We start from the raw sequence: 24,937 nt of genomic DNA on the forward strand, positions 1-24,937 counted from the left end.
CCGGCGGCCGAAAGCCCGCTGGTGCGAACGCTCCTCAAGTCAAAAATTTCATTTTACTGGATTGAAGACCCGTTAGGGTGCGCATTCGGCGACGGCTTTTCAGCCCGCGATGCGTGGAAGGAGCAAGATAATGGACGCCAAGACACAGATTTCCAAGGGCATGCCGGACGCCAACGTAAAGTATCGCCCATACCCCGTCATCGACATCAAGGACCGCACCTGGCCATCCAAAACCATCGACAAGGCACCGATCTGGTGTTCGGTGGATTTGCGCGACGGTAACCAGTCGCTGGTCAACCCCATGGGGCATGACCGCAAGGCGCGCATGTTCAAGCTGCTGCTGGAAATGGGTTTCAAGGAAATCGAGATCGGCTTTCCCTCGGCATCGCAGACGGATTTTGATTTCGCCCGCTGGTGTGTAGAGCAGGGCGGTGTGCCCGAAGATGTTTCCCTGCAGGTGCTGGTGCAGTGCCGCCCGGAACTGATCACACGCACCTTCGAATCGCTGGAAGGCGCTAAAAATCCGATCATCCATTTCTACAACTCCACATCGGAATTGCAGCGCCGTGTGGTGTTTGCAAAGGATGTGCCCGGCATCAAACAGATCGCGGTTGATGCGGCCAAGATGATTACCGATATGGCTGCTAAGGCCGGTGGCGGATACCGTTTTGAATATTCCCCTGAGAGCTTTACCGGCACCGAGCTGGAAGTGGCGCTGGAGATTTGCAACGCCGTCGTCGAGGTGGTCAAGCCAACGCCAGACAACAAGCTGATCCTCAACCTGCCTTCGACCGTGGAAATGGCAACGCCGAACATCTATGCCGACCAGATCGAATGGATGTGCCGCAACATCGACAACCGCGAAAACGTCATCATCTCGCTGCATCCGCACAATGACCGTGGCACGGGTATCGCCGCCACCGAACTGGGCCTGATGGCCGGTGCGGACCGGGTGGAAGGTACTTTGTTTGGCAATGGCGAACGCACAGGCAATGTCGATGTCGTTACGCTGGCGCTCAACATGTACACGCAGGGTGTCGATCCCGAACTGAACTGCCGCGATATCGAGCGCATCAAGTCCGTCTACGAATATTCCAACGAAATGACGATCCCTGAGCGTCACCCTTATGTGGGCGAGCTGGTCTACACCGCGTTCTCAGGTTCGCATCAGGATGCGATCAACAAGGGTATGAAGGCGATCAAGGTCGCCAACCATCCGGTGTGGGAAGTGCCTTATCTGCCCATCGACCCGAAGGATGTTGGTCGTTCCTATGAGGCGATCATCCGCATCAACTCGCAGTCCGGCAAGGGCGGCATTGCCTATATTCTGAACGAGGATTATGGCATCAACCTGCCGCGCAATCTTCAGGTGGAATTCCGCGAGGAGATTCAGCGCATCACCGATGAAGAAGGTGTCGAACTGCCCGCCAAGCGCATCTACGAACACTTCATCGAGCGATATGTGACGCAGTCTGACGCTCGGCTGAAATTTGTGGATCACCACACCTATCCGGCCGGTGATTTCAAAGGCATGCGCGTTGTTGCGGCTGAAATTACTGACAATGGTGAGATCAAGCGCATCGAAGGAAAAGGCACTGGCCCGATCGATGGGTTCATCAATGCGCTGTCGACCTATCTGGGCATCGATCTCTCGGTGAATGACTATTCCGAACACTCGCTGCAGCACGGCTCGAATGCCTCGGCCATCGCTTATGTCGAGATGGAGCATCCCGGCGGCAAGCTGTTCGGTGCGGGCATCAACACCAACATTGTTGGAGCATCGCTGGAAGCAATCGTGTCTGCCGCCAACCGCGTGTTGGCAGAGCGCGCGAAATAAGCATCATCCCCATTCCTGTGGTATCAACAGGAATGGGGACTATCTCCCGGATTATTCTTTGTTGCCCTGTTCGGCGGGGTTGGCGAAGCCAAGCGGGCGGCCATTGCTGTAAAATACCCGCACGTCCTCCAGTTCAACGCCGGTGGCTTTTTCGTTGAGGCCATAGCGTTCACAGGTCACGTCCCACGTGCCGGGGCCGCCATCAATATGGAAGAGATTGTATCCCGCGCGCGGTTTCTTGCCGCCCGGGCCCTGGCTGGTCGAGGCGATGCACACGACGGGCGTGTGGTCGCGTCCGCGATGGGTGTTCAGCCAGTAGACCGTGTTGAGGTGGGTGTGGCCGTGCAGAACGAGTTCTGCGCCACCGGTGGCAATGGCGGCGGCGAAGCGGCGAATGCCGATCATGCGCTTGTGGGTGGCCGCAGCGCCCCTGATGGGTGGGTGGTGAATCATCACTACACGAAACAGGCCTTTTTCGCCGGCTTCTTTCAGCAATTGCGCGGTGGCGCGAGCCTGTCTGCGTCCAAAATATCCAGTGGCGGAGAAAGGTGGCGTGGCTATCGATGTGGAACAGCCGATCATGGCAACAGGGCCGCGAACCCGCATATAGGGAAAAATCTTGCGGTCTTCGTCCCAGTTTTCCGGGTCTCCATCACCACGCACGAAGGGATACCAGGCGGCCATGGCCTTGTCATGCGCGCCGGGCACATAGGCGTCGTGGTTTCCCGGCACGACTGAAACTTTCAGCGGGTCACCGATTTCCTCGAGCCAGTCTGCGGCAGCACGGATCTCGATGCCGGTTGCAAGATTGACCAGATCCCCCGTAATGGCGATATGGTCCGGAGACCTGCTTTCCATATCGTCGACGATCTTTTCCAGCGTATCGCTGAAAAGATGCTTGCGGCGGTTGAGACGCCAGTTCACAAATCCTAGAATACGCTTGGATGCGAGTTCGCGAAAAGTGAGCTTCGGCAGTGGGCCGAGATGAATGTCGGAAATATGGGCAAGTTTGAACATGCGTTCAGACATAATCTATCCATGTTGGAGCGTACAATGCGAAATCTCGATTTATCAAAGGGATAAGCGCTGAACGTGTGAGAGTGAAGCCCAATCTGGGGTATCGTACCTGAGTTGACGGAGAGTTGAGACGTGAGTGAAAACCATGGGCGGGGCGAACGGTTCCGGCAATTGCTGCGGAATGTTGCCAAACGCCTGCTGCACACGTTCTTCTTCGTTCGTCGCGGCATGACGCTTGGGGTCCGCGCCGCCTGTTTCGATGCGCAGGGCCGTGTTTTTCTGGTGCGCCACACCTATGTGCCGGGCTGGCATATGCCCGGCGGCGGTGTCGAGCGTGGCGAGACTTGTGTGGCTGCGCTCCATAAGGAAATCCGCGAGGAGGGCAACCTTGTTGCAAGCTCCGCGCCGCAGCTCATCCATGTCTATTTCAACAATCGCACCAGCGACCGCGACCATGTGATGTTTTATCGGCTTGAGGTCACGCAAAGCTCAGCGAAAGTGCCAGACCGCGAAATCAGCGAGAGCAGATTTTTTGCTTTGGATGCTTTGCCTGAAGGCACGACGCCCGCCACCCGCAGGCGTCTTGCGGAACTGGCGGGCAGCGCGATGCCTGCGGATTACTGGTAGGCTCAGCCTAGCTGCTCTCGCCCATGGGCCTTGTCCAGATCGAGTTCAGGCCCGACAGGCACGATGCCGGTGGGGTTGATGGTCTTGTGGCTACGGTAATAATGCTCCTTGATATGCCGCATATTCACCGTCTCCGGCACGCCTGACGTCTGGTAGAGATCGCGCAGATAGCCGGTCAGGTTGGGGTAATCATGAATGCGGCGAATGTTGCATTTGAAGTGGCCGACATAGACAGGATCAAACCGCACCAGCGTGGTAAACAGCCGCCAGTCTGCTTCCGTCTGTTCTGCGCCTAGCAGGTACCGCTTGGTGGCAAGGCGTTCTTCCAGCATGTCGAGCGTTTCGAAAATCTTGGTCACGCTCTCTTCATAGGCTTCCTGCGTGGTGGCAAAGCCTGCCTTGTACACACCGTTATTGACGGTGTCGTAGATGCGATCATTGAGGGTATCGATCTCGCCGCGCAGAGCCTGCGGATAGAAATCGCCAGTCGATCCAGTCAGGCCATCAAAGGCTGAGTTGAATATGCGGATGATGTCTGCAGACTCGTTTGAAACGATGGTCTCCTGCTGCTTGTCCCACAGCACAGGCACGGTCACGCGGCCGGAATAGACAGGGTCTGCCTTGGTATATACCTGCCACATCGCCGAAAAACCAAAGAGATGATCTTCCGTTGCGCCCGGCGTGCGGGCGTCGTCAGCTTTGAATTCCCAGCCATTTTCCAGCATCAGCGGATCGACGACTGAAACGGAAATGAGGTCTTCCAGTTTTTTCAGCTTGCGAAAAATAAGCGTCCGGTGCGCCCAGGGGCAGGCTAGAGACACATAGAGATGGTAGCGATCTTTCTCAGCCTTGAAGCCACCCTTGCCGGAAGGACCTGCTTTGCCATCTGCGGTGACCCAATTGCGAAACTGCGAGGCGCTGCGTTTGAAGTGGCCCTTGGTTTCCTTGGTGTCGTACCAGACATCTTTCCAGACACCTTCGACCAGCATACCCATCTGCAATCTCCTTATGGTTGTTGGCGCACTGTAGGCCATGCGCGAGCGCAGGCGAACCCTAGAGGCAGTGAACAGTGCGTTTCGTTTATGATTCGCCACACAAGGTGAATGGTTCTGGCTGCGGATTTGTTCTGGACGCGTCGGAATTTTCCTGATATCCGCGTTTATCACAATTCTGAGGAAGTTCTGCTTTATGACCGCACTACGGATGCTCCGACGACGCTGACCCGCCGAACGCCTTAACCGGCGCAGCCGTCATATCGTCATGTCCGTATCCAACGTTCCGGTCCCTTCATGTCCAAGCACGAACTTGTCTACCTCACTGAAGACGCGTCCCATGACGCCATCATCGAACTTATCAACGCAGAAGCCTTCGGCCCCGGCCGCCACACCCGTGCCGCCGCCCGCATTCGCGAGCAGGGTGCGCATGACCGCTCGATTTCCTATATCTGTGCTGATGATGGCGAAACCATTGCTTCCGTGCGCATGACGCCGGTTCTGGCCGGTAGCGTCAAAGGCCACATGCTCGGGCCTCTTGCCGTGCGGCCCTCCCACAAAAATCTCGGCATTGGCCGTGAACTGGTGCGGATCGCCATTGCTGCGGCCAAGCGCAAGGGCTCGGAAGCCGTGATCCTGATCGGTGATCCGCCCTACTACATGCCGCTGGGTTTCGAAAAAGTGGCCTATGGCGCACTCGATTTTCCCGGCCCTGTCGATATGAACCGTGTTCTTGTCGTGCCCCTCGCTGCCGACACGCATGAGCGGCTTGTTGGCAAGATCGGCTGGCGGAGTTGCGCCGCGACCGTTGCCTTGGAGCTTGAAGAAGAAGGCTACGGCGCGCCACTGCGTGCGATTGGCTGAAACCTCTAATACAGGGGTTTCTTGAGATAGGTCAGAGCCGCTGTTTCCGTGAAGCCTTCGATCTGGCCAAAAATCTCATAGCCGCAAGTCTGATAGATCGCCAGCGCATCCGGGTTCATCGTGTCGATATAGGCACCCTTGCATCCGCGCTTGCGAGCCTCGTCTTCGGCCATTGCCAGCAATCTGGGGCCAAGGCCCTGGCCTCTCATATCCTCTGGAATGAAGAGGAGCGATGTGTAGAGCCAGCCACGTGCGGTGTGGCCGCTGAGGCCTCCGATGACAGAGCCTTCGTCATTGCGCAGCGCGATGACAAGCTCCCGCCAATCACTCGGGCCAAAGCGATCCACATTATAGGACTTGAGAGCCGCTAGAATGGCGGTTTCGCTTTCCTTATCCGGCCCGTCGCTGATGGTGATCTGAGGTTCCATCAGCGGCCTTCACGCCACCAGAGTGCTGAAAACGCCATGAGGAGAGCGGCAAGGCCTGCAAAACCGGCAAAGAGCGGCAACGTGTTGACGCCCTTCAGCACCGTTTCATCGGTGAGGCGAATGAGCATGCGGTCATTATCGGCAACGCGAATATCGCCGCGAACGGGCAGGATATCCGGGAGCACAACGCGACCATCGTCATTGACGACGCGGTGGATGCTTCCCTTCGTGGCATCGACCAATGGCTTCAACGGCTCGGTGGTCGAGATCATCGCCTTGAATTCCGGCGCATCGACAGCGCCGACATGGACGAGCGTGGTGAATTCACCATTGGAGATTTCGTAGAGGCCGGTTTCATCCATGCGCCGCTCGATCTTGTAAAGACCGGGCTCGGCTTGCGTGAATGCCGTGGTTTCCGTTTTGCCGGTGGGGAACCTGACGGTGGCATTGCCGGGATTATCGCCAATAGTCTGGCGTGTGATTTCCAGCGTGCGGCCATTGGCACGCGCCGTCAGCGCTTCTTCCTCAAGTTCCGGTTCCTTCATCAGCCAGTGGGCGATGCGGCGGTAGAGCCCCACATGCGGCCCGCCGCCTTCATAGCCACGTGCCCAGAGCCAGCCCTGATCAGAGAGCAGCATGGCGACACGGCCTTCGCCTTGACGGTTCAGCACGAGAAGCGGGTCCTGCCCATCTCCCAGCATCACGGTCTGGCCCTGCGGCTGCTCGACGCCGACAGTGCGGAACCAGCGGCCCCATTGCGGCGGCTCCTTGCCTGAACCTTCCAGACCTCGCGTCACTGGGTGTTTCTTGCCCGCTTCCGAAAGGCGCGGGTAAAAGGCGGATTGATGAACTTCGCCGGTGGGCTGCGCTGGCAGCACGGAGGCCAGCGGCGTCATGGCGATGGAATCCTGGCCCGCATGTTCAGGGCCTGCAGCAATCAACAACGCACCGCCCTTTTCCACATATTGGGCGATGTAATCATAATAGAGGATCGGCAGCACACCGCGATGCTGGTAGCGGTCAAAGATGATGAGATCGAAATCCTCGATCTTTTCCACGAACAGCTCGCGTGTGGGGAAGGCAATCAGCGAAAGCTCGTTGATTGGGGTTCCATCCTGCTTTTCCGGCGGGCGCAGAATGGTGAAGTGAACCAGATCAACCGATGTGTCCGATTTCAGCAGGTTGCGCCAAGCGCGCTCGCCCGCATGGGGTTCGCCGGATACCAGCAGCACGCGCAGGTTCTGGCGGATACCTTCGATGACGTGGACGGCGCGGTTGTTGGTGGTCGTTACCTCACCAGGAAGCTCGGCCACGGAAAACTCCATGACGTTGTTGCCGCCGCGTGGAACCTTGAACTGGAACGGCACGGGTTGGCCGGGCGTCGCCTGAAGTCTGGCGAGTTCCTGACCGTTCATCTTGATGGTCACATCTGCCTGGCCACCTTGCGGGCGACCATCATCGAACACCCGAAGCGTCAGTTCCTGCTGTTCGTTGACGATGCCGAAGCGCGGTGCTCGCACCACTTCGATGCGCCGGTCGAATTCATTGGCACGGCCGGTGATGAGGCCGTGGACAGGGGCCTTCACACCCAGCGTCTGCTCGATGTCAGATGTGACATTCGGTATGTCGTGGATTTGGCCATCGCTCAGGAAAATCGCACCGCCGACACGCGTGGGTGACACATCCGAGATGGCTGCCGCAAAGGACGAGAACAGGTTTGTTGCCGGTGAATCGCTGTTGGCATCATTCGTGACTTCCACAATGCGTGGTTCAATGCGCGGGAAGCGGGCGAGACGTTCGCGCAGGGTGGCCAGCGCCTGATCTGTCTGTTCCGGGCGTTGCTGCACGTCCTGACTTTGCGAACGATCGACGATGACGGGAACGATGGTGGAAAGGGGTTCGCGTTCCTCATTGCTCAAAAGCGGGTTTGAGATGGCCAGCAGCAAAGCGGCAAGCGCCAGCCCACGCAGCCATGCGCCGCGCACCCCACGCCACAGGCCGATAATGGCAAGCAGGAAAGCTGCGACGGCCAGTACCGCAATCAGAACCCAAGGCAAGAAGGGGGAAAAGGCCAGTGTCATATCATTGCCCTAACCGCTGGAGGATGTCAGGGACGTGCACCTGATCGGCCTTGTAGTTGCCGGTCAGCATATACATCATGATGTTCACGCCGGTTCGGAAAGCATGTTCCCGCTGGACTTCATCCGGTGGCACGGTGGGCAGAACCGGCGCGCCATTGGCATCGACAGCCCAGGCTCCGGCAAAATCATTGCCGGTGATGATGATGGGTGACACGCCATCGCCGGAGGAGGAAATGCCTGACGTCGTCTTGGCTGCATCCTGCCGGGATTCCACCCACAATGGGCCTTGCGCGTAGCGCCCCGGAAAGTGGTTTAAGAGATAGAAAGAGCGCGTGAGCACGTGGTCGGTCGGCACAGGTTCCAGCGGCGGAATATCCACATTGGCGAGAATTTCCTGCAGGCGCTGCCCATTGGCGCTGGTGCCGCCCATGCTCTCAAGCGATGAGAACTGGTCTCGCGTATCAAACAGAACGGTTCCGCCTGCGCGCATATAGGCATCAATGCGGGATATCGCGGCGGTGGATGGCATGGGTGCTGTGGCCGAGATCGGCCAGTAGATGATGGGGTAGAAGGACAGCTCGTCCTTGGAAATATCCAGCCCGACCGGCGCGCCGGGCTCCAGCGTCGTGCGCCATGTCATGAATTCAGTCAGACCCTGCAAGCCCTGTTCGGAAATGCGATCCACATCATCTTCACCCGTGCGCACATAGGCGAGGTGGGTGGTATCCAGCCGCTCGAATATGGCTTCATCGCCGGGTTTGGGATCGTCCGCACGGGCAATATCGGGCGAGAAGACCGCAAGGCTTGACCCGAGCAAGAGCAGCATGGCCGCAGCAGAGCCGCGTGCGCGCGGCAGGCGCGAAAAGACGCCATTCATGAAGAGGACGATGAGCGTATCGGCAAAGAGCATGAGGAGCGCCGCAATAAAGAGGGCGGGTCGCAGCGATCTTGCCTCTTCTCCCACCAAACCTTCGCGCACGGTTGCCATGCCGGCAAGTGAGGCGTCTATGGGGCGCAGCACCGTACCCTGTGGCAACAGGTTCAGCGCAACGAAACCGGCTTCCGTGCCGTAGAGGCCCGGCGGGTTGTCGAAGCTGGCGCGAGGTGACTGGCCAGCCTTGACTTCCAACGGTCGGGCAGACCCTATTTCCGTCGTCAAAGCGCCCTGTGCGTTCAAAATGCGGTAAGGCGCGAGCGCAGCAGCAGGTGAATTGGCGGAAGCCGAGGAGCCGCCGACCTGAGACAATTGCACGATACGGCGCAGCATTTCCACGAAGTGACCTGAAATCGGCAGATCCGACCAACTGGCTTCTGCGCTGACATGGAACAGCACGATGCGGCCTGCATCCACACTGCGGGTCGTTACGAGCGGTGTGCCATCGGCAAGGCTTGCCCATGTGCGCTCGGAAAGGTCGGGTGTCGGCTCTGCCAGAACCTGACGCTTGATGAGAACACCATCTGCCTTTGGCATGCCTGCAAATGGACCGAAATTGGGGAAATCGGCTAGCGGCTGAGGTTCCGCCCAGGAAAGCGCGCCGCCCAAGGCACGCTCGCCCTGTCGCAGGGTTACGGGCACCAGCGGGTCATCGGCGGGTGCGGCAGCAAGGCGCGGACCGGCGAAACGGATCAGCGTGCCGCCACGCGAAAGCCAGCGCCCGATGGGTTCATAGGTTTCCTGCGGCAAGCGACCAATATCGGCCATGACAATGACCGATGGGTTGGATTGCAACAATTCCGGGATCGCCACGGCAAGGTCCGCCTGTCGCTGCGGCACCAGATCGACATAGGGCTGAAGGGCGCGGCTGATGTAAAACAGCGGCTGAAGCAGCGGCTGGAAATCATTGCCTGTTTCCCCTGCCAGAAGGGCAACGCGGCGGCGGCGAAAGCCATCATCCAGAAGACGGAGAGAGCCTGCGCTCGACAAGCGCTCCACCGACAGGCGGGCAAAATCATTGCGCAGTTCAAAGGGTGCGCTTAGAACCGCCGTCGTTTCCGCCGTGCCGGGGGCAAAGGTCGCTTCGTCGCTGGCGAGAATGCGGCCTTGGCTGTCATGGGCGTTGACGGTGAGGTTGGCAGGGCCGTCGGTTTTAAGACGCGAGAGCGACACGTTCATGGTTTCGGCACCGTTTTCTGCGCCGGTAATGGCGGTCACAGCCTGTCCATCACCCTCCACCATGCGAAATTCGGCTGGATTGATACTGGCAAGATCGGCAAGTGCCGCCTGGTCATCTGGTGTTGCGACACCATCGGTGATGTAGGCGAGGGTGCCGGGTGTCGTGCCATTCATGGCTTCGTTCACGGCTTGCGCGGCGCGCACCCGGTCCGGCACTAAGGGCTGAGGTCTGGCTGCTGCCAGTTTTTCCAGTGCTGCTGCTGATGTGCCGGGTTCGGAATCGTGATCGCGGTCTGCTGTGAAGGTGATGGAAACAGGGCGCTCCGCTCGCTCGGCATCCCCAATCAAGGCTTCTGCCGTGCGAACGCGCCGGTCCCAATCCGGTGCCGAGGCCCAGCCATTGTCCATGACCAGCACCAGCGGACCATCGCCAGCCAGCGTGTTGTTGCGCGGGTTGATGACCGGATCTGCCAGCGCGAAAATGACGGCGGCGGCCAGCAACATGCGCAGCAATGTTAGCCACCACGGGCTTTTCGATGGCGTTTCCTCACGCTTCAGCACGCTTGCCAGAATGCGAAGCGGCGGAAATACCTCCGCCTTCGGGCGCGGCGGCGTCAGCCGCAGCAGCCACCATATGGCAGGCAGAGCCAGAAGTCCGACCAGAATGTAGGGGCTGGTAAAGACGAAGGGCAGGGCGCTCATGTCCGTCCTCCGGTCTTTGCCGTGGAGGGCGCGCCAGAAAGATACATGTGCATGGCAACAAGCGCTTCTGACGCCAGATGATCCGTCCGGTGAAACACGAAATTCCACCCCAGACGACGAAGGGACGACGACAACGCGTCACGCCGTGCGAGATAGGCGCGCGTGTAATCCTCACGAATCGTTTCGGCACGGCCGGAGGTCAGCTTCTCGCCAGTTTCCGGATCGGAAAACTCTGTGCGGCCGCTATAGGGAAAGATCTCCTCCGCGGGGTCGGCAATTTCCACGACATGGCCGCGCATGCCGCGCCGTGCAAGCGGCGAAAGACGCTCCATGACAGCAGTTGCATCGTCCAGAAAATCGCCGATGACAACCAGATCGCTGGAGCCACGGATCATCGTCGTATCGGGCAATCCTGTGGTGGCTGGCGCGTGCATGATGGCGGTTGCGAGGCGCTCGGCGGCGTTGCGTGCCGAAATCGGTTCCATGATGCCGGGACAGCCAATGCGCTCTCCCGAACGGGCCAGAATTTCTGCCAGCGCCAGCATCAGAACCAGTGCGCGGCTTTCCTTGGAAACGCTGCCAAGCGTGGACTTGAACATCATCGATGGCGAAAGGTCCGCCCAGAGCCATATGGTGTGGGCCGCTTCCCATTCCCGGTCGCGGACATAGGTATGGTCATCGCGGGCCGAACGGCGCCAATCGATGCGCGAAAGGCTTTCGCCCTCTGCGTAGGGCCGGAACTGCCAGAAATTTTCGCCAATGCCGCGTTTTCGGCGACCGTGCCAACCTGCCGTCACGGTGTTGGCAATGCGTTTTGCTTCCACCATGCAGTCGGGTACCAGTGCCGCGCGTTGGCGCGCACGGGCAAGAACGTCGCTGCCATGCGTCTGTTCTACGATCTGGCCGATGGATGCCACATGCACTCCTAATCCGACCGGGCGGTCAGTGTTTTGCCTGTTCCACAAGGCTTGCAATCACATCACGAACCGACATGCCTTCGGCACGGGCGGCAAATGTCAGCGCCATGCGGTGTTCCAGAACCGGTTCAGCCAGCGCGTAGATATCATCGAGCGATGGCGCAAGGCGGCCTTCATAAAGCGCACGGGCTCTGGCCGTCAGCATCAGCGATTGACCGGCGCGCGGGCCGGGTCCCCAGGCCACATTCTTGTCCGTCAAGGCGTTGCCGTGGCCCGGGCGAGCCGAGCGCACCAGCGCCAGAATGGCATCCACAACTGTGTCGCTGACCGGCATCTGGCGAATGAGGGTCTGAATTTCAATGAGGCGATCTGCCTCGATCACCCGGCGCGCCTCACCGGAGGCGGTGCCTGTCGTGTCAAGCAGGATCTGACGTTCAGCGGCCAGATCAGGATAATCCACATCCACCTGCAACAGAAAGCGGTCGAGCTGGGCTTCCGGCAGCGGATAGGTGCCTTCCTGCTCCAGCGGGTTTTGCGTGGCCAGAACGTGGAATGGCTTGGGCAGGTCATAGCGTTCACCTGCCACGGTGATGTGATATTCCTGCATGGCCTGCAGCAGTGCGGATTGGGTGCGCGGGCTGGCGCGGTTGATTTCGTCTGCCATCAGAAGCTGGCCGAAAATTGGGCCCTTGATGAAGCGGAAAGAGCGGCGGCCGCTCTCATCCTGATCCATGACTTCCGAACCTAGAATATCTGAGGGCATGAGGTCTGGCGTAAACTGAATGCGGTTGGCATCCAGACCGAGAACGGTGCCAAGCGTCGTCACAAGCTTTGTCTTGGCAAGGCCGGGCACGCCGACCAGAAGCGCGTGGCCACCGGAGAGAACGGCCAGCAGAACATTCTGAACGACCTTTTCCTGACCGAAAATGACCTTGGAGACTTCGGCCCTGACTGCCGCGATATCCGATAGCGCTGTTTCGGCAGCGGCGATGATCGCTTTCTCGTCGAGGGTTTCGCTGGTGTTTATCATGCCCATATCGCTCTCCTCAAACTTAAGCCGCAGCCTTCGTTCCAAACCGGTCACTCATCGCATACAGGACTGATTTCGCGCTGCCTATAGCTTATTGCCATACTGCCCGCTGACAAGCATCCTTTGAATGACTATCTCGTTACCATCAAGCGACCACATCAATAGGTGACAAAGCAGGGCTCGAATATGGCGGATGAGACGATAAATTCGGCGGAAGACGCAGCGGGCCTCGCCGCGATGATTTCCCATGCCGCTGAACAGAGCGGCGACAAATCCCGTGGTCCGGCACCCGTCGAGCGCTGGGATCCGCCTTTTTGCGGGGATCTGGACATGGAAATCCGGGCGGATGGCACATGGTTCTACATGGGCACGCCCATTGGCCGCGCCCCCTTGGTGCGGTTGTTTTCCACGGTTTTGCGAAAGGATGAGGACGGCCAAACCTATCTCGTAACACCTGTGGAAAAAGTGGGCATCCGTGTCGTCGATGCGCCGTTTCTGGCGGTGGAGATGAATGTGGCCGAGAAAGACGGCGCGCAGGTGCTGACATTTCGCACCAATGTGGGCGATGTGATCGAGGTTGGCCCGAAAAATCCGTTGCGGTTTGAATTGAGCGGTGAAAACAAGGCATTGAAGCCTTATCTTCGGGTTCGGGGTCGGCTTGATGCCCTCGTTTCACGGGCGGTCATGTATGATCTCGTGGAACTGGGAGAGGTCATTGAAATTGAAGGAAAAGAGATGTTTGCCGTAAGGTCCGGCGGGGAGGTTTTTGCCATCATGCCTGCCGATGAACTGGATGCGCTTTCAAGATGAGCGTCGATGTGATGAATTTTTCGGCCGATGACTTCCGCCGGCGTGTGCTGTCCGATGGTGAAGGCGTGGCCGAGCGTGAAGATGGCGACCACATTCTCAACCCCGATGCGCGCCTTTTTGGCGATGGTATCACGCTGAAAGATGCGGCGGTTCTGGTGCCGATCGTGGACTATGGTCGCGACGCGCGGGTCATCTTCACCCAGCGCACCTCAACGCTTCGCAAACATTCCGGCCAGATATCCTTTCCCGGCGGTGGCATCGATGCTGATGACCGTTCGCCTGAGGATGCCGCCCTTCGTGAAACGGAAGAGGAAATCGGCCTGGACCGTCGCTACATCGAAACGGTGGGGCGCTTGCCCGATTATGTTTCCGGAACGGGTTTCCGCATCAAGCCGGTGCTGGCGGTGGTCAAGCCGGGTTTCGACCTCACGCCGAACCCGACCGAGGTGGATGAGGTTTTCGAGGTGCCGCTGTCATTTTTGATGGAGCCGGCAAACCACAGGCAGGCAAGCCGCATCTTTCAGGGGAAGGAGCGGTTTTTCTACGAAATGCCCTATGGCGAGCGTCACATTTGGGGCATTACGGCGGGCATTGTACGCCGCATCTACGAAAGGTTCTATTCATGAGCAACGTTGCCGGACAGGACTGGTTCTTGAAACCAGGTCTCCAGCGGATTCTGGCGCTTTTGAATGCCGATGGCGGTGAGGCGCGTGTCGTTGGTGGTGCCGTTCGCAACGCCCTGATGGGCATGCCGGTGGCAGATATCGACATGGCGACAACGCTGCCGCCTCAGGATGTGGTGGAGCGGGCGCAACGTGCGGGCATCAAGGCTGTACCAACCGGCATCGAGCATGGCACCGTTACGCTGGTTCTGGATGGCGTGGGCTTTGAAGTCACGACCCTGCGCCGTGATGTGGAAACCGATGGTCGCCATGCGCAGGTTGCTTTCGGCACCGACTGGAACGAGGATGCGCAGCGTCGCGACCTGACAATCAACGCTCTCTATGCCGATGCCTCCGGCGAAGTGATCGATCTGGTCGGTGGGCTGGCGGATATTGAAACGCGCAATGTTCGTTTCATCGGTGATGCAGATACGCGCATTGCCGAAGATTATTTGCGGGTTTTGCGGTTTTTCCGCTTCTTCGCCCATTACGGTTCCGGTCGTCCCGATTCGGATGGGCTGCGGGCCAGCGCGCGCGCAAAGGACAAGATGTCCACACTCTCTGCCGAGCGCGTGTGGAGCGAAATGAAGAAGCTTCTCTCGGCAACCGATCCATCCCGGGCACTTCTGTGGATGCGGCAATCCGGTGTGTTGTCCCAGGTTTTGCCGGAAACAGAGAAATGGGGAATCGATGCCATTCATGGTCTTGTGGCCGCTGAGCAGGCACTGGGGTGGACGCCGGATGCGCTGGTGCGCCTTGCAGCCATTGTGCCTGTGGATGCGGAGCGCGTCGCGGGCATGGCGTCGCGGCTGCGCCTGTCAAACGCTGAGGCGAAGCGCCTCAAGCAGTGGGCGTCTGCGCCTGTTATCGATACTGCTATCACCGATGCCGCTTTTGATCGCCTGCTGTATCGCAACGGTGTTGAGGAAATAACTATGCGTCTAATGCTTTCGCTCGCCGCAGCACGCGCAGATATCTCCGCAGGCGAGGGAGCCATGCAGAAGATTGCGCGTCTCTCGGCGTTGCTGTCTCGCACGCAGAAATTTGTGCGCCCAACTTTCCCGCTCACCGGTGCGGATGTGTTGGCCGCCGGGGTAGCGCCGGGTCCGAAGGTTGGCGAGATTCTTGGGCTGCTCGAGGAAAAGTGGATCGAGTTCAACTTCTCATTGGACCGGGCAGCCTTGACCGCCCGGCTGGAAGCAGCGGTGAAGGATCAGGCCTGAACCTCATCCTCATTGCGGATGCGCGTCTTGATGTTCTCGACCATGTTCTCTCGAATGACGTCTTCGCCGTGGGCTTGGCGCATATGGTCGACTGCGCGTCGCACAACTTCGGCGTCTTCGTCTGCACGTGTGTGCCACTCACAACCCGGCACCAGGGTTCCGCATTCATAAAGTCTCATCATAGGCCTCCCTTATGAGAAGCGTCAGGGCGGAACTTTCGCTTGGAAGGTTCTGCCCTGCGCATCAGCAAACGGGTCGGCAAGATATAAGGTTCCGTGTTAGATCGTGTCTCGAAGTGCCCAGCAGTGGAATACGGATGACGTGGCTGCAGCCGGTGCACGCGACGGCAAAACGCCGTCATCATTGGCCGCCGCGTTGTTCGCAAGCCTGCGCTTGACCTGCTCTGCATAAAAGGAAAGCGGCAGCTCCCTATCTCCGACAGCCCTCATCTCCAAGGCTAGCCGGTTGATCAATTCGGGAGTTGGTAGAGCCTGGGATTGGCTATTGCCTAGGCCAGATATGGGCATGCTGTTTGAAGTAATCATCATGATATCTCCTCCAGTCCATCTACAACTGGAAGCGTATCACTGCCTTCAAATCTTAATAAGAGCTAAATTTCTAATTCACTGCCCAACCCTGTAACAAACGGGAAATTGTTTGTGATCTGTCAAGGCCAGCGCACCACGGGAGGCAGCGACGACAGAATTGAGTCGACATTGCCGCCGGTTTTCAGGCCGAAAATCGTTCCACGGTCGTAAAGAAGGTTGAATTCCACGTAGCGGCCACGGCGAATCAGTTGCTCGTCGCGGTCTTCTTCCGTCCACGGCAGGTTGAAATTACTGCGCACGATCTTCGGATAGACCAGATTGAAGGCGCGGCCGACATCCTGCACGAAGGCGAAGTTGTCGTTCCAGTCGCCTTTTTCCTCGTCCGGGTGGAGCCAGTCGAAGAAGATGCCGCCGATGCCGCGTGGCTCGTTGCGGTGCTTGAGATGGAAGTACTCTTCGCACCATTGCTTGTAGCGCGGATAATCCGCCACGGCGTGGCGATTGCAGGTGATCTCGAAAACGCGGTGGAAGATCTGGCTGTCATTGTCTTCCTGCGTGCGGCGTCGGTCCAGAACCGGCGTCAGATCCGCGCCGCCGCCAAACCAGTGGCTGGAGGTCACGACCATACGCGTGTTCATATGAACGGCAGGCACGTTGGGATTGACCGGGTGTGCAATCAGCGAAATGCCGGATGCCCAAAAGCGCGGGTCTTCTTCCGCACCGGGGATCTGGTTGCGGAATTCCTGCGAAAACTCGCCATGAACGGTGGATGTGTGGACGCCGACCTTTTCAAAGACGCGACCTTCCATCATCGACATCTTGCCGCCACCGCCTTCGCCATTGTCGCGCTGCCATTCCTTTTGAACGAAGCGGCCGGGCTGCTGGTCGGCGAGGGGGCCTTGCAGCTCGTCTTCAATCGTCTCGAAGGCAGTCACGATCGTGTCGCGCAGGCTCTCGAACCAGGCCTTGGCAAGTGCCTTCTTGTCCTCGATGTCGTCGGGCAAGCCCTTTGGCAAAACCGGCCGTTCCATATCGATCTCCTAAGCGTCGAATCATTGCGATTGGCCCGGTTTAGCAGTCGTGCAGCAACGATACAAATTCGACTCGCCAAGTCCCGTGCTTCACACTATCTTTTGAACAGAGAGGTTGTGTCATGGCGAAATTTACCGGCCCGCCGCCGCTGGATGGCTTGAAGCGAAGGATCGATGCCCACAGGCAGGATCGCGCCGCTGCCGGTGGCCGCAAGAATGACAGACAGGGCATGTTCGTTCGCCAGACCTTCTGCCTTGCCCGCGAAGAGGCGCGTGCCAAGGCGCGGGAGTGGTTCGATGAATATCCCAAGGCCGCCTACTGGACGGAAGTGGAAAGCTGGCGTCCGCTGGATGGCGACCGCATAGAGTTCACCATGCGCCGCCTGCCGTCGGCAGACTAGCTTTTACGGCTGTCCACGGCACGCAACCGGCTTTCGCCCAACACGCCGCCCTGGTCGAGAATGGGATGCGCTACCGAAACGATGTGGGCGTTGACGCGCTTGAGATCGCGCAGAATGTCCAGATGCAGAGAACTGGTTTGCAGGCTCTGCGTCAGCCCATCACGAAGGCGCTCCAGATGGCGGCTTGATGACCGCTTTTCCAACCGTCTGATATCGACCTTGATTTCCATCAGATGGCGGGCGAGATCGAAATCGCCGGTCACGAAAACGCTCTGGGCGGCGCGTAAGTTCTCGATGGTCATGTCAAACAGCGTTTTCAGCTCGTCATAGCCTTCATCGGAAAATTTGAAGCCATTGACGATCTTCTTGCGGATCTGCTCGCACAGCCCCTTTTCGACGATATCGCCAATATGTTCGAGGTTGATGGCGTAGTCGATAATGGTGATAGAGCGGCGGGCGGCATCCTCATCCAGTCCCTTGCGGCCCAGCTGAGAGAGATAGATCTTCACATCCTGCTGCAACATGTCGACCTTCGTCTCCAGCGCGGCGATTTCGGCCAGGGGAGCAAGGTCGTTGTGCTTGAACGCGTTTTCAGCGCGGATCAGCATGCGTTCGATGGTGTCGCCGACAACAAGCACTTCGCGTGTTGCGTTGGCAAGCGCCACGACGGGCGTATCCAGCGCGCTGGCATCGAGAAAGCGCGGGCCTTCCTCGGCTTTTGCGTCATCCGGCACAATCTTCGCCATCATGTCCGAGATGAGGCCTGAAAACGGCCAGGCAATGGCTGCGAGCGCCAGATTGAAGATCAGATGGGCGTCCACCGGCAGCATGTCTTGCGAAAGCGGAAGCTGTTGCAGCAGCGTCGCGCCATAGCCCGCGAGCGGCAAGGCGACGAGGCAGCCCACCGTGCGCACGACAAGATTGCCGAGGGTAATGCGCCGTGCCGATGCCGGCGCGGAGAGGGTGGCGATGACAGGCGGAATGGCACCTCCGATATTGGCACCGAGAATGAGAACGATAATAAGCGCGGTAGAGAGAATGCCGGCGGATGCCAGCGACAGGATCAGTACCACGACAGCGAGGCTTGAGGAGGACACGAAGGCGAGCGTTGCAGACAGAAGAAGGGCCACCGGCCATGCATCGTCCAGAAGGCCAATGAATGCGCCGAGCGCGGGGGAGTCGCGCATCGGTTCGGTCGCGGCACTCAACAGGTGCAGCGAAAGCAGCATCAGGCCAACGCCCACCAGCGCCGTGCCGCCGCCTTGCCGTGCGCTGGATGAACCCTTTCGCAGAATGAGGCCGGTCAAGATGAGCATCGGCGACAGCCACGCCACGCCTGTCGCGAAAATCCAGGCTGTGACGGCAGTGCCGATATTGGCACCGAGAAGAACCACCTGCGCCATGCGCGGGCGAATGAGGTCTCGCTCCGCAAAGGACGCGACGGTCAGGGCCGTAGCTGTGGAACTCTGCAAGGCGATGGTGGCCAGAAACCCTGACAGCATCGAGCGCGGTCCGCTTTTCGTGCCGGTTGCGAGCACGATGCGCAGCTTCACGCCAAAGGCCCGCGTAACGCCGTCCTTCACCTGCGCAAGGCCGAAAAGCAGAAGCGCGACAGCGCCGAGCAGGTTGACGATGATGATGGTGGATTGCATGCTTGGTCGCCCTCCGTCCGTCAGTCTTCTATCGTGAATACCTTGCCTTGCCCGAAACCGTTCTAGCCTTCGGACGACATGCTGCGCGGAAAGTTTTCGGGGGAGGACTCTTTAGTTGGCTAATGAATATATGCCTGAAATACCCTGGCGTATAGGGCTGATCTCGACATTTTGACGCGAAAAGGCGATGTGCTTATTGCCAAGCCGTTTGACGCAGGGCCTCTCCGGCGATCATTGCCGCTGACATGGCGACGTTGATGGAGCGCTGCCCTTCCATCATGGGAATGATCAGTCGCTCGTCGGCCTTGTCATGAACATGATCAGGCACGCCAGCGCTTTCACGGCCAAGCAGCAGTATGTCATCGGCCCGGTATTCAACGTTCACATAGGGCAATGCCGCCTTGGTGGAGGCCAGAAGCAAGCGGCGGCCGGTGGTAGCGCGCCACTCTTCAAAGCGCTCCCAGTTCACATGGCGCGTCAGCGACGCCGTGGAGAGATAATCCATGCCTGCGCGTTTCAGATTTCGGTCGGAAATATCAAAACCGGCTGGCTCGATAATATCAACGCCGATGCCGAGGCAGGCGGCCAGCCTCAAAATGGTGCCGGTGTTACCGGGAATATCCGGTTGGTAAAGGGCGATCCTAATATCGGGCATGCTCATGTCTTTCCTGAAGGACTTGACGCGACTTATCATGGTCTGGAATGCAGAAACAAGGAACCGCGCCTAGCCAATCTGTTGTCGTTCGGTCGCAATCGCGTGTTACGGCTAAACCCTGTTGAAACTTGTGGTGGTTTGGTGCTGGTCAATGCTTATTTTTTGAGCTACAGATGCGCAACTTCAACACCAGCCATGGAGGTTCAGATGGATAAAATTGTTCGACATCGCCTTCCGGCCTTTGTAGCGCCTCTGCAGGCCTAGGTGTTTTCAGCGGTCAATCCGCATCTCTCCAAAACCCGTCATGTGGCTGTTGCGGCCATATTCCATTGTATTCCCGTTGTGGCTGCGAGCATTTCAGCTCCCTGCGCCGTTTCATCGGGTTGTTTATGTCCGGAGCTTGGCCATGTTCGGCTGGTTTGAAAAACGCCTAAATCCATTTCCCGCTTCCACGCCTGTGGTGCCACCGGCTAAGCTTTTGGCGTTCATGTGGCATTACGTCAAACCCGCCGCACCCTGGCTGCTGCTGCTGGGGCTGATGTCGATGGGCATCGCGATTGCCGAAGTGATGCTCTATCAGTTCCTGGGAAATATCGTTGATTGGCTGTCGACGGCCAACCGCGATACGTTTCTTCAGGATGAGGGGTGGCATCTGGTCGTCATGGCGGCCATAGTGCTTGTCGCGCTGCCGCTGATGGGCTCGATCCACACCATGACGATGCACCAGACTCTGGCTGGAAACTTCGGCATGATTGCCCGCTGGCACATGCACCGCTTTCTGCTGCGCCATTCCATGACGTTCTTCGCCAATGAGTTTGCAGGTCGCGTTTCCACCAAGGTTATGCAGACGGCGCTCTCCATTCGCGAAGTGGCGTTGAAGATCATCGACGTTTTCGTCTACGCGATCAGCTTCGTCATCTCCATGCTGTTCATGGTGGCGGCTGCGGATTGGCGTCTGGTCATACCGCTTGTCGTGTGGCTGGCGATCTACATCTCCATCCTGACCTATTTCGTGCCGAAACTGGGACGTCTGTCCAGTGAGCAGGCCGATGCGCGATCCCTGATGACAGGCCGCATCGTGGATAGCTACACCAACATCGCCACGATCAAGCTGTTCTCCCACGCTGGCCGCGAGGAGGTCTATGCCCGCGAAGGCATGGACATGTTCCTGGGCACCGTCCACCGGCAGATGCGCAAGATTTCGGCCTTCAACATCGCCATCGATATCAACAATGCGTTTGTGATGTTCACGACGACATCGCTTGGCCTTTATTTCTGGCTGACTGGATCGGTTACCGTTGGCGCGTTGGCCGTTGCCATTGGCCTTTCCATGCGCGTCAACGGCATGTCGCAGTGGATCATGTGGGAAGTCACATCGCTGTTTGAAAACATCGGCACGGTCTATGATGGCATGAGCATGATGTCCAAGCCGCACGATATCGTCGACGAGGCCGATGCGCCTGCTCTGTCTGCATCAAAGGGCGAAATCCATTTCGACAACATTCGCTTCCACTACGGCAAGAACAAGGGTGTCATCGAAGGCCTGTCTCTGGATATCAAGCCCGGCGAAAAGGTGGGGCTGGTTGGCCGTTCCGGCGCTGGCAAGACGACGCTGATGAACCTTTTGCTGCGGTTCTACGATCTGGAATCGGGCAAGATCCTCATCGACGGGCAGGATATTTCCACCGTCTCGCAGGATAGCTTGCGGGCGCTGATTGGCGTGGTGACGCAGGATACGTCGCTGCTCCACCGCACCATCCGCGAGAACATTGCCTATGGTCATCCCGGCGCCTCCGATGAGGAGATCATCGCAGCGGCAAAGCGCGCCAATGCGTGGGACTTCATCGAAACGCTTGTCGATATGCACGGTCGCCAGGGGCTCGACGCGCAGGTTGGCGAACGCGGCGTGAAACTCTCCGGTGGCCAGCGCCAGCGCATCTCGATTGCCCGTGTGTTCCTGAAAAACGCGCCGATCCTCATTCTTGACGAGGCGACATCGGCACTGGATTCGGAGGTTGAAGCGGCCATTCAGGAAAACCTGTTTGCGCTGATGGAAGGCAAAACCGTCATCGCCATCGCGCACCGCCTGTCGACGCTGACAGAAATGGACCGCGTGATCGTTCTTGACGCGGGCAAGATCGTCGAGGCTGGAACGCATATGGAGCTTGTGCAGCATGGCGGCATCTACGCCGATCTGTGGCTGCGCCAGTCCGGTGGCTTCATTGCTGACGAGGAACCCGACATGAAGGCGGCAGGGGAGTAGGTTAGGCCTCTAAACGGTTGCGGCATGGGCTATGCTTGGGGACAGGTCCGAGCATAGCCAATACCCATATTACAAAAATATAATCTGCCTTGCGCTTTGCCGTTTAAGCGATTCCGCCTATATCCAGATTATGGTCATTACCCGCATTTTCCGATTTTTCGAGAACTGGATCAAACCCTTCGATCGCAAGGATGATCTGCGGCCGCCGAAGGATACGCTGCCGTTCATCTGGTTCTATCTGCGGCAAGCCAAGGCACCGTTCTTTGCCATGCTCGTTCTGGGCGGCATGACGGCGGCCATCGAGGCAGCCTTGTTCTGGTTTGTCGGGCGGCTGGTGGATATTCTCTCGGGCATTCAGCCGGGGGCGGGCTGGGCCGGGTTGATTGCCAGCCATGGCTATGAACTCGTTGGCATGCTGGTTCTGATTGCCGTTGTCCGCTTCGTCGTGACCATGCTGACGGCGCTTGTAGATCAACAGATCATTACCCCCGGTTTTTATAATCTTGTGCGCTGGCAATCCTACAGGCATGTTGCCCGGCAATCGCTGACGTTCTTCCAGAATGATTTTTCGGGCCGCATCGTCACCAAGGTCTGGTCTGGCGGGCAGGCGGCGGGGGATCTCGTCACGTCGCTGATGGAAAGCGTCTGGTTCGTCGGTATTTATTCGGTGTCGATGCTGTTTCTGATCGGCGGGCTGGATTGGCGGCTGGCCGTTGTCGTTGTGCTGTGGGTCGGAATATTCTCGCTTCTGGCGCGCTATTTCGTGCCACGTATCCGCCTGCATTCCAAGGAAACCGCCGAAGCGGCCTCAATGCTCTCAGGCCGCATGGTGGATGCCTATAGCAACATCCAGACGCTGCGCCTTTTTGGTCGTGACGATGCCAATGATCGCTATATGCGCGATGGCTTCGATACGTTCCAGAACAAGACCATGATGTTCACCCGCTTCATCACCGGCGTGCGCGCCTCCATGGCGCTGCTGTCCGGCATCATGATTACCTCGATGGCGGCTCTTTGCATCGATCTCTGGCTATCCGGCAAGATCAGCTCTGGTGCTGTTGCCTTCACGCTCGCGCTCGTCTTGCGGCTGAACTTCCTGTTGGGTCGGTTGATGACGCAGTTTAACGGCATCATGCGCAATTTCGGCACGGTGCAGAATGCTGCCGAACTGATTTCCCAGCCTATCAGTCTGGTTGATGCGCCCGCAGCCCCGGCGCTTGTCGTCTCTAAGCCCGGCATTCGCTATGAGGACGTCAGCTTCCATTATGGCCGCGCCAAGGGCGTCATCGATCATTTGAGCCTCGATGTTCAGCCGGGTGAGAAGGTCGGCATTGTGGGCCGGTCTGGTGCTGGCAAGTCCACGCTCGTCAATCTGCTTCTACGTTTCTACGATGTGGAGAAGGGTCGCATCCTTATCGACGGGCAGGATATTGCCAAGGTGAGCCAGGAAACGCTGCGCGCCCATATCGGCATGGTCACGCAGGATACATCGCTGCTGCACCGCTCCATCCGAGATAACATCATGTTCGGGCGCATGGATGCCACTGAAGAGCAACTGCTTGCGGCCATCCGGCGCGCCAAGGCGGATGATTTCATCGAACGGCTGGAGGATCAGCGCGGCCGCAAGGGGCTTGACGCCCATGTGGGCGAGCGCGGGGTGAAACTTTCCGGCGGCCAGCGCCAGCGCATAGCCATTGCGCGCGTGATGCTGAAAGACGCGCCGATCCTTGTGCTGGACGAGGCGACATCGGCGCTGGATTCGGAGGTCGAGGCTGCCATTCAGAGCAATCTGGATGAGTTGATGCGCGGCAAGACGGTGCTTGCCATTGCTCACCGCCTGTCCACGATTGCCGCACTTGATCGCCTGATCATCATGGATGCCGGGCGAATCGTGGAGCAGGGCACGCACAACGAGCTTGTGGGCAGTGGCGGTCTTTATTCCGAGCTATGGGCGCGCCAGTCCGGCGGTTTTCTGCCGGCTGACGCAACTGTGCCGCAAACGATCTAAGGCGCTGATATCGCGAAATCAGCAACCAGCCCGTAATGGTTGGAGCCATGATTGTTGGCCAGGCGTTCGAGCTTCATCAGGGTTGCCGGTTTGCGTGCGAAGATGTGGTCGATGGCGATGCCGAAATCGCCCGCCGAAATTGGCCATGTCGGAGGCTCCCACGGCGCTTTTTTCAGATCGGTTGTCAGAAGAAATTCCTGCATGTCAGGGGCAATGCTGGCCGAGTTGAAATCACCGGCGAGAATGAGCGGGCCTTTCATGGCAGTCAGCCTGGCGCGGATGCGGCCCAGTTCATTTCGGTGATACTGATCGAAATACGGCTTTGCCAGATGCGCTGCCGCAAGCGTGAGCTTGATGCCATCGATATCGACCATCGCCGTGGCAAACCGGTCGCGGCTGATATAGCTGGACGATCTCACGCGGGCATTTTCCAGCGGGCGTTTCGAGAGCATCAGAAGATCGCAGGACTGCGTGCCTTCGCCGCAACCGAGACGGTAGGGATAGGTCTGTTGAAGGCGCGGCAGAACGTTCGTCAAAGCCGCTGCCTCCATCACGTAAACGGCATCCGCGTTCGAGGCGAGGATCGTGTCGGCGATTGATTCGGCGTTAGCGCTGTTGTCCATCAACACGTTGAAGGAGAGCAGGCGGAAGGGTTTCGAACCTTCAGGAGCAAAGGCTTCTGTGACGAATTCCGTGTGCATGTAAGCCGCGTGTGCGCTGAGCGTGAGCGCCCAGACAAGCAGAATGACAAAGACGCGGGACCGCAGCACGACAAGGCAAAGCGCAGCAAAAAGTGCTGTGACGATTGCGATGTGAAGCTGGAAGCTGTTGACGAAGCCCAGGAGCCAGAAATCAACGATATAACGGATACTTATCACGCCCAGCGCAAGAACTAGCACGCAGGCGGTGACGCAAGTGAGCCTCGATTTCAATTCAAAAACCTCGTGTGTCGGCTCTCCCTGATTCTGATTAGCATGGGCCTTATCTCCGCACAATGTTGCAGGATGGACAGCCACGGCGGAAAAGGGTGAAAAAAATGGGGCGGAACGTAGAATTACGGCAGCTTTATGTGCTTT

General features: G+C 58.4%; 21 protein-coding genes. 9 read left to right on the forward strand and 12 right to left on the reverse strand.

Going from position 1 to position 24,937, the window contains the following annotated elements:
• The first annotated feature begins 130 nt into the window (after positions 1-130).
• On the forward strand, positions 131-1,837 hold the full coding sequence (gene leuA, locus ACQZ51_RS07550; protein ID WP_448776257.1) for a 2-isopropylmalate synthase: 1,707 nt from the start codon (positions 131-133) through the stop codon (positions 1,835-1,837).
• A 51-nt stretch (positions 1,838-1,888) separates the two neighbouring features.
• On the opposite strand, the gene ACQZ51_RS07555 is transcribed toward leuA, so the two are convergent.
• Positions 1,889-2,854, reverse strand: a complete 966-nt coding sequence (locus ACQZ51_RS07555) for a metallophosphoesterase family protein (RefSeq protein WP_448776624.1) — start codon at positions 2,852-2,854, stop codon at positions 1,889-1,891.
• Positions 2,855-3,082: 228 nt separating this feature from the next.
• Between ACQZ51_RS07555 and ACQZ51_RS07560 the strand changes: the two genes are divergently transcribed.
• Positions 3,083-3,481 carry an NUDIX domain-containing protein gene (locus ACQZ51_RS07560; RefSeq protein ID WP_448776625.1) on the forward strand — a complete coding sequence of 133 codons (399 nt, stop codon included), beginning with the start codon at positions 3,083-3,085 and terminating at the stop codon, positions 3,479-3,481.
• Positions 3,482-3,483: 2 nt separating this feature from the next.
• Here the strand turns inward: ACQZ51_RS07560 and ACQZ51_RS07565 are convergent, their stop codons facing one another.
• Positions 3,484-4,476, reverse strand: coding sequence for a glutathione S-transferase family protein (locus tag ACQZ51_RS07565; RefSeq protein ID WP_448776258.1), 993 nt, complete (start codon positions 4,474-4,476; stop codon positions 3,484-3,486).
• Positions 4,477-4,770: 294 nt separating this feature from the next.
• On the opposite strand from ACQZ51_RS07565, the gene ACQZ51_RS07570 reads away from it, so the two are divergent.
• Entirely contained in the window at positions 4,771-5,337 is a 567-nt protein-coding gene (locus tag ACQZ51_RS07570) for a GNAT family N-acetyltransferase (RefSeq protein WP_448776259.1), read from the forward strand.
• Between the two features lie 5 nt (positions 5,338-5,342).
• Here ACQZ51_RS07570 and ACQZ51_RS07575 read toward each other — a convergent pair whose 3' ends face one another.
• From ACQZ51_RS07575 to ACQZ51_RS07595, 5 genes are read right to left on the reverse strand one after another with little or no spacing between them, the layout of a single operon-like run.
• The gene (locus ACQZ51_RS07575) at positions 5,343-5,765 is read right to left on the reverse strand and encodes a GNAT family N-acetyltransferase (RefSeq protein WP_448776260.1); all 423 of its coding nucleotides are present in this window, start codon (positions 5,763-5,765) and stop codon (positions 5,343-5,345) included.
• The gene (locus ACQZ51_RS07580) at positions 5,765-7,846 is read right to left on the reverse strand and encodes a hypothetical protein (protein ID WP_448776261.1); all 2,082 of its coding nucleotides are present in this window, start codon (positions 7,844-7,846) and stop codon (positions 5,765-5,767) included. Before ACQZ51_RS07580 ends, ACQZ51_RS07575 begins: the two co-directional genes overlap by 1 nt.
• A gap of 1 nt (position 7,847) precedes the next feature.
• A complete protein-coding gene (locus ACQZ51_RS07585; protein WP_448776262.1) occupies positions 7,848-10,661 on the reverse strand; it encodes a DUF4159 domain-containing protein in 2,814 nt (937 codons plus the stop codon).
• On the reverse strand, positions 10,658-11,578 hold the full coding sequence (locus tag ACQZ51_RS07590; RefSeq protein WP_448776263.1) for a DUF58 domain-containing protein: 921 nt from the start codon (positions 11,576-11,578) through the stop codon (positions 10,658-10,660). Before ACQZ51_RS07590 ends, ACQZ51_RS07585 begins: the two co-directional genes overlap by 4 nt.
• A 25-nt stretch (positions 11,579-11,603) precedes the next feature.
• Positions 11,604-12,614 carry an AAA family ATPase gene (locus tag ACQZ51_RS07595; RefSeq protein WP_042617330.1) on the reverse strand — a complete coding sequence of 337 codons (1,011 nt, stop codon included), beginning with the start codon at positions 12,612-12,614 and terminating at the stop codon, positions 11,604-11,606.
• A gap of 180 nt (positions 12,615-12,794) precedes the next feature.
• On the opposite strand from ACQZ51_RS07595, the gene ACQZ51_RS07600 reads away from it, so the two are divergent.
• The 3 genes from ACQZ51_RS07600 to ACQZ51_RS07610 are packed head-to-tail and all read left to right on the forward strand — an operon-like array spanning position 12,795 to position 15,303.
• Positions 12,795-13,418, forward strand: a complete 624-nt coding sequence (locus tag ACQZ51_RS07600; RefSeq protein WP_448776264.1) for a DUF1285 domain-containing protein — start codon at positions 12,795-12,797, stop codon at positions 13,416-13,418.
• Positions 13,419-13,429: 11 nt separating this feature from the next.
• Positions 13,430-14,044, forward strand: a complete 615-nt coding sequence (locus ACQZ51_RS07605) for a CoA pyrophosphatase (protein ID WP_448776627.1) — start codon at positions 13,430-13,432, stop codon at positions 14,042-14,044.
• Positions 14,041-15,303: a CCA tRNA nucleotidyltransferase gene (locus ACQZ51_RS07610; protein WP_448776265.1), complete on the forward strand. Its 1,263-nt coding sequence runs from the start codon at positions 14,041-14,043 to the stop codon at positions 15,301-15,303. The genes ACQZ51_RS07605 and ACQZ51_RS07610 overlap by 4 nt, the downstream gene beginning before the upstream one ends.
• Here ACQZ51_RS07610 and ACQZ51_RS07615 read toward each other — a convergent pair.
• Both ACQZ51_RS07615 and hemF read right to left on the reverse strand, forming a co-directional pair.
• Positions 15,294-15,482 (reverse strand): DUF1059 domain-containing protein, encoded by a 189-nt coding sequence (locus ACQZ51_RS07615; RefSeq protein WP_311272414.1) that lies wholly within the window; start codon positions 15,480-15,482, stop codon positions 15,294-15,296. The two genes, ACQZ51_RS07610 and ACQZ51_RS07615, sit on opposite strands and share 10 nt — an antisense overlap.
• A gap of 488 nt (positions 15,483-15,970) precedes the next feature.
• The gene (gene hemF, locus ACQZ51_RS07620) at positions 15,971-16,882 is read right to left on the reverse strand and encodes an oxygen-dependent coproporphyrinogen oxidase (protein WP_448776266.1); all 912 of its coding nucleotides are present in this window, start codon (positions 16,880-16,882) and stop codon (positions 15,971-15,973) included.
• Positions 16,883-17,004: 122 nt separating this feature from the next.
• Between hemF and ACQZ51_RS07625 the strand changes: the two genes are divergently transcribed.
• Positions 17,005-17,283 (forward strand): hypothetical protein, encoded by a 279-nt coding sequence (locus tag ACQZ51_RS07625; protein ID WP_042617324.1) that lies wholly within the window; start codon positions 17,005-17,007, stop codon positions 17,281-17,283.
• On the opposite strand, the gene ACQZ51_RS07630 is transcribed toward ACQZ51_RS07625, so the two are convergent.
• Entirely contained in the window at positions 17,280-18,935 is a 1,656-nt protein-coding gene (locus ACQZ51_RS07630) for a Na/Pi cotransporter family protein (protein ID WP_448776267.1), read from the reverse strand. The genes ACQZ51_RS07625 and ACQZ51_RS07630 overlap by 4 nt on opposite strands.
• 193 nt (positions 18,936-19,128) lie before the next feature.
• Positions 19,129-19,590: a tRNA (cytidine(34)-2'-O)-methyltransferase gene (locus ACQZ51_RS07635; protein WP_448776268.1), complete on the reverse strand. Its 462-nt coding sequence runs from the start codon at positions 19,588-19,590 to the stop codon at positions 19,129-19,131.
• A gap of 406 nt (positions 19,591-19,996) precedes the next feature.
• Between ACQZ51_RS07635 and ACQZ51_RS07640 the strand changes: the two genes are divergently transcribed.
• Both ACQZ51_RS07640 and ACQZ51_RS07645 read left to right on the forward strand, forming a co-directional pair.
• Positions 19,997-21,853 (forward strand): ABC transporter ATP-binding protein, encoded by a 1,857-nt coding sequence (locus ACQZ51_RS07640; RefSeq protein ID WP_448776269.1) that lies wholly within the window; start codon positions 19,997-19,999, stop codon positions 21,851-21,853.
• A 130-nt stretch (positions 21,854-21,983) separates the two neighbouring features.
• A complete protein-coding gene (locus ACQZ51_RS07645; RefSeq protein ID WP_448776270.1) occupies positions 21,984-23,861 on the forward strand; it encodes an ABC transporter ATP-binding protein in 1,878 nt (625 codons plus the stop codon).
• Here the strand turns inward: ACQZ51_RS07645 and ACQZ51_RS07650 are convergent.
• Positions 23,858-24,793 (reverse strand): endonuclease/exonuclease/phosphatase family protein, encoded by a 936-nt coding sequence (locus ACQZ51_RS07650; protein ID WP_448776271.1) that lies wholly within the window; start codon positions 24,791-24,793, stop codon positions 23,858-23,860. The two genes, ACQZ51_RS07645 and ACQZ51_RS07650, sit on opposite strands and share 4 nt — an antisense overlap.
• Positions 24,794-24,937: the final 144 nt, after the last annotated feature.

The sequence above is a fragment of the Agrobacterium sp. CG674 genome, from assembly GCF_053521645.1.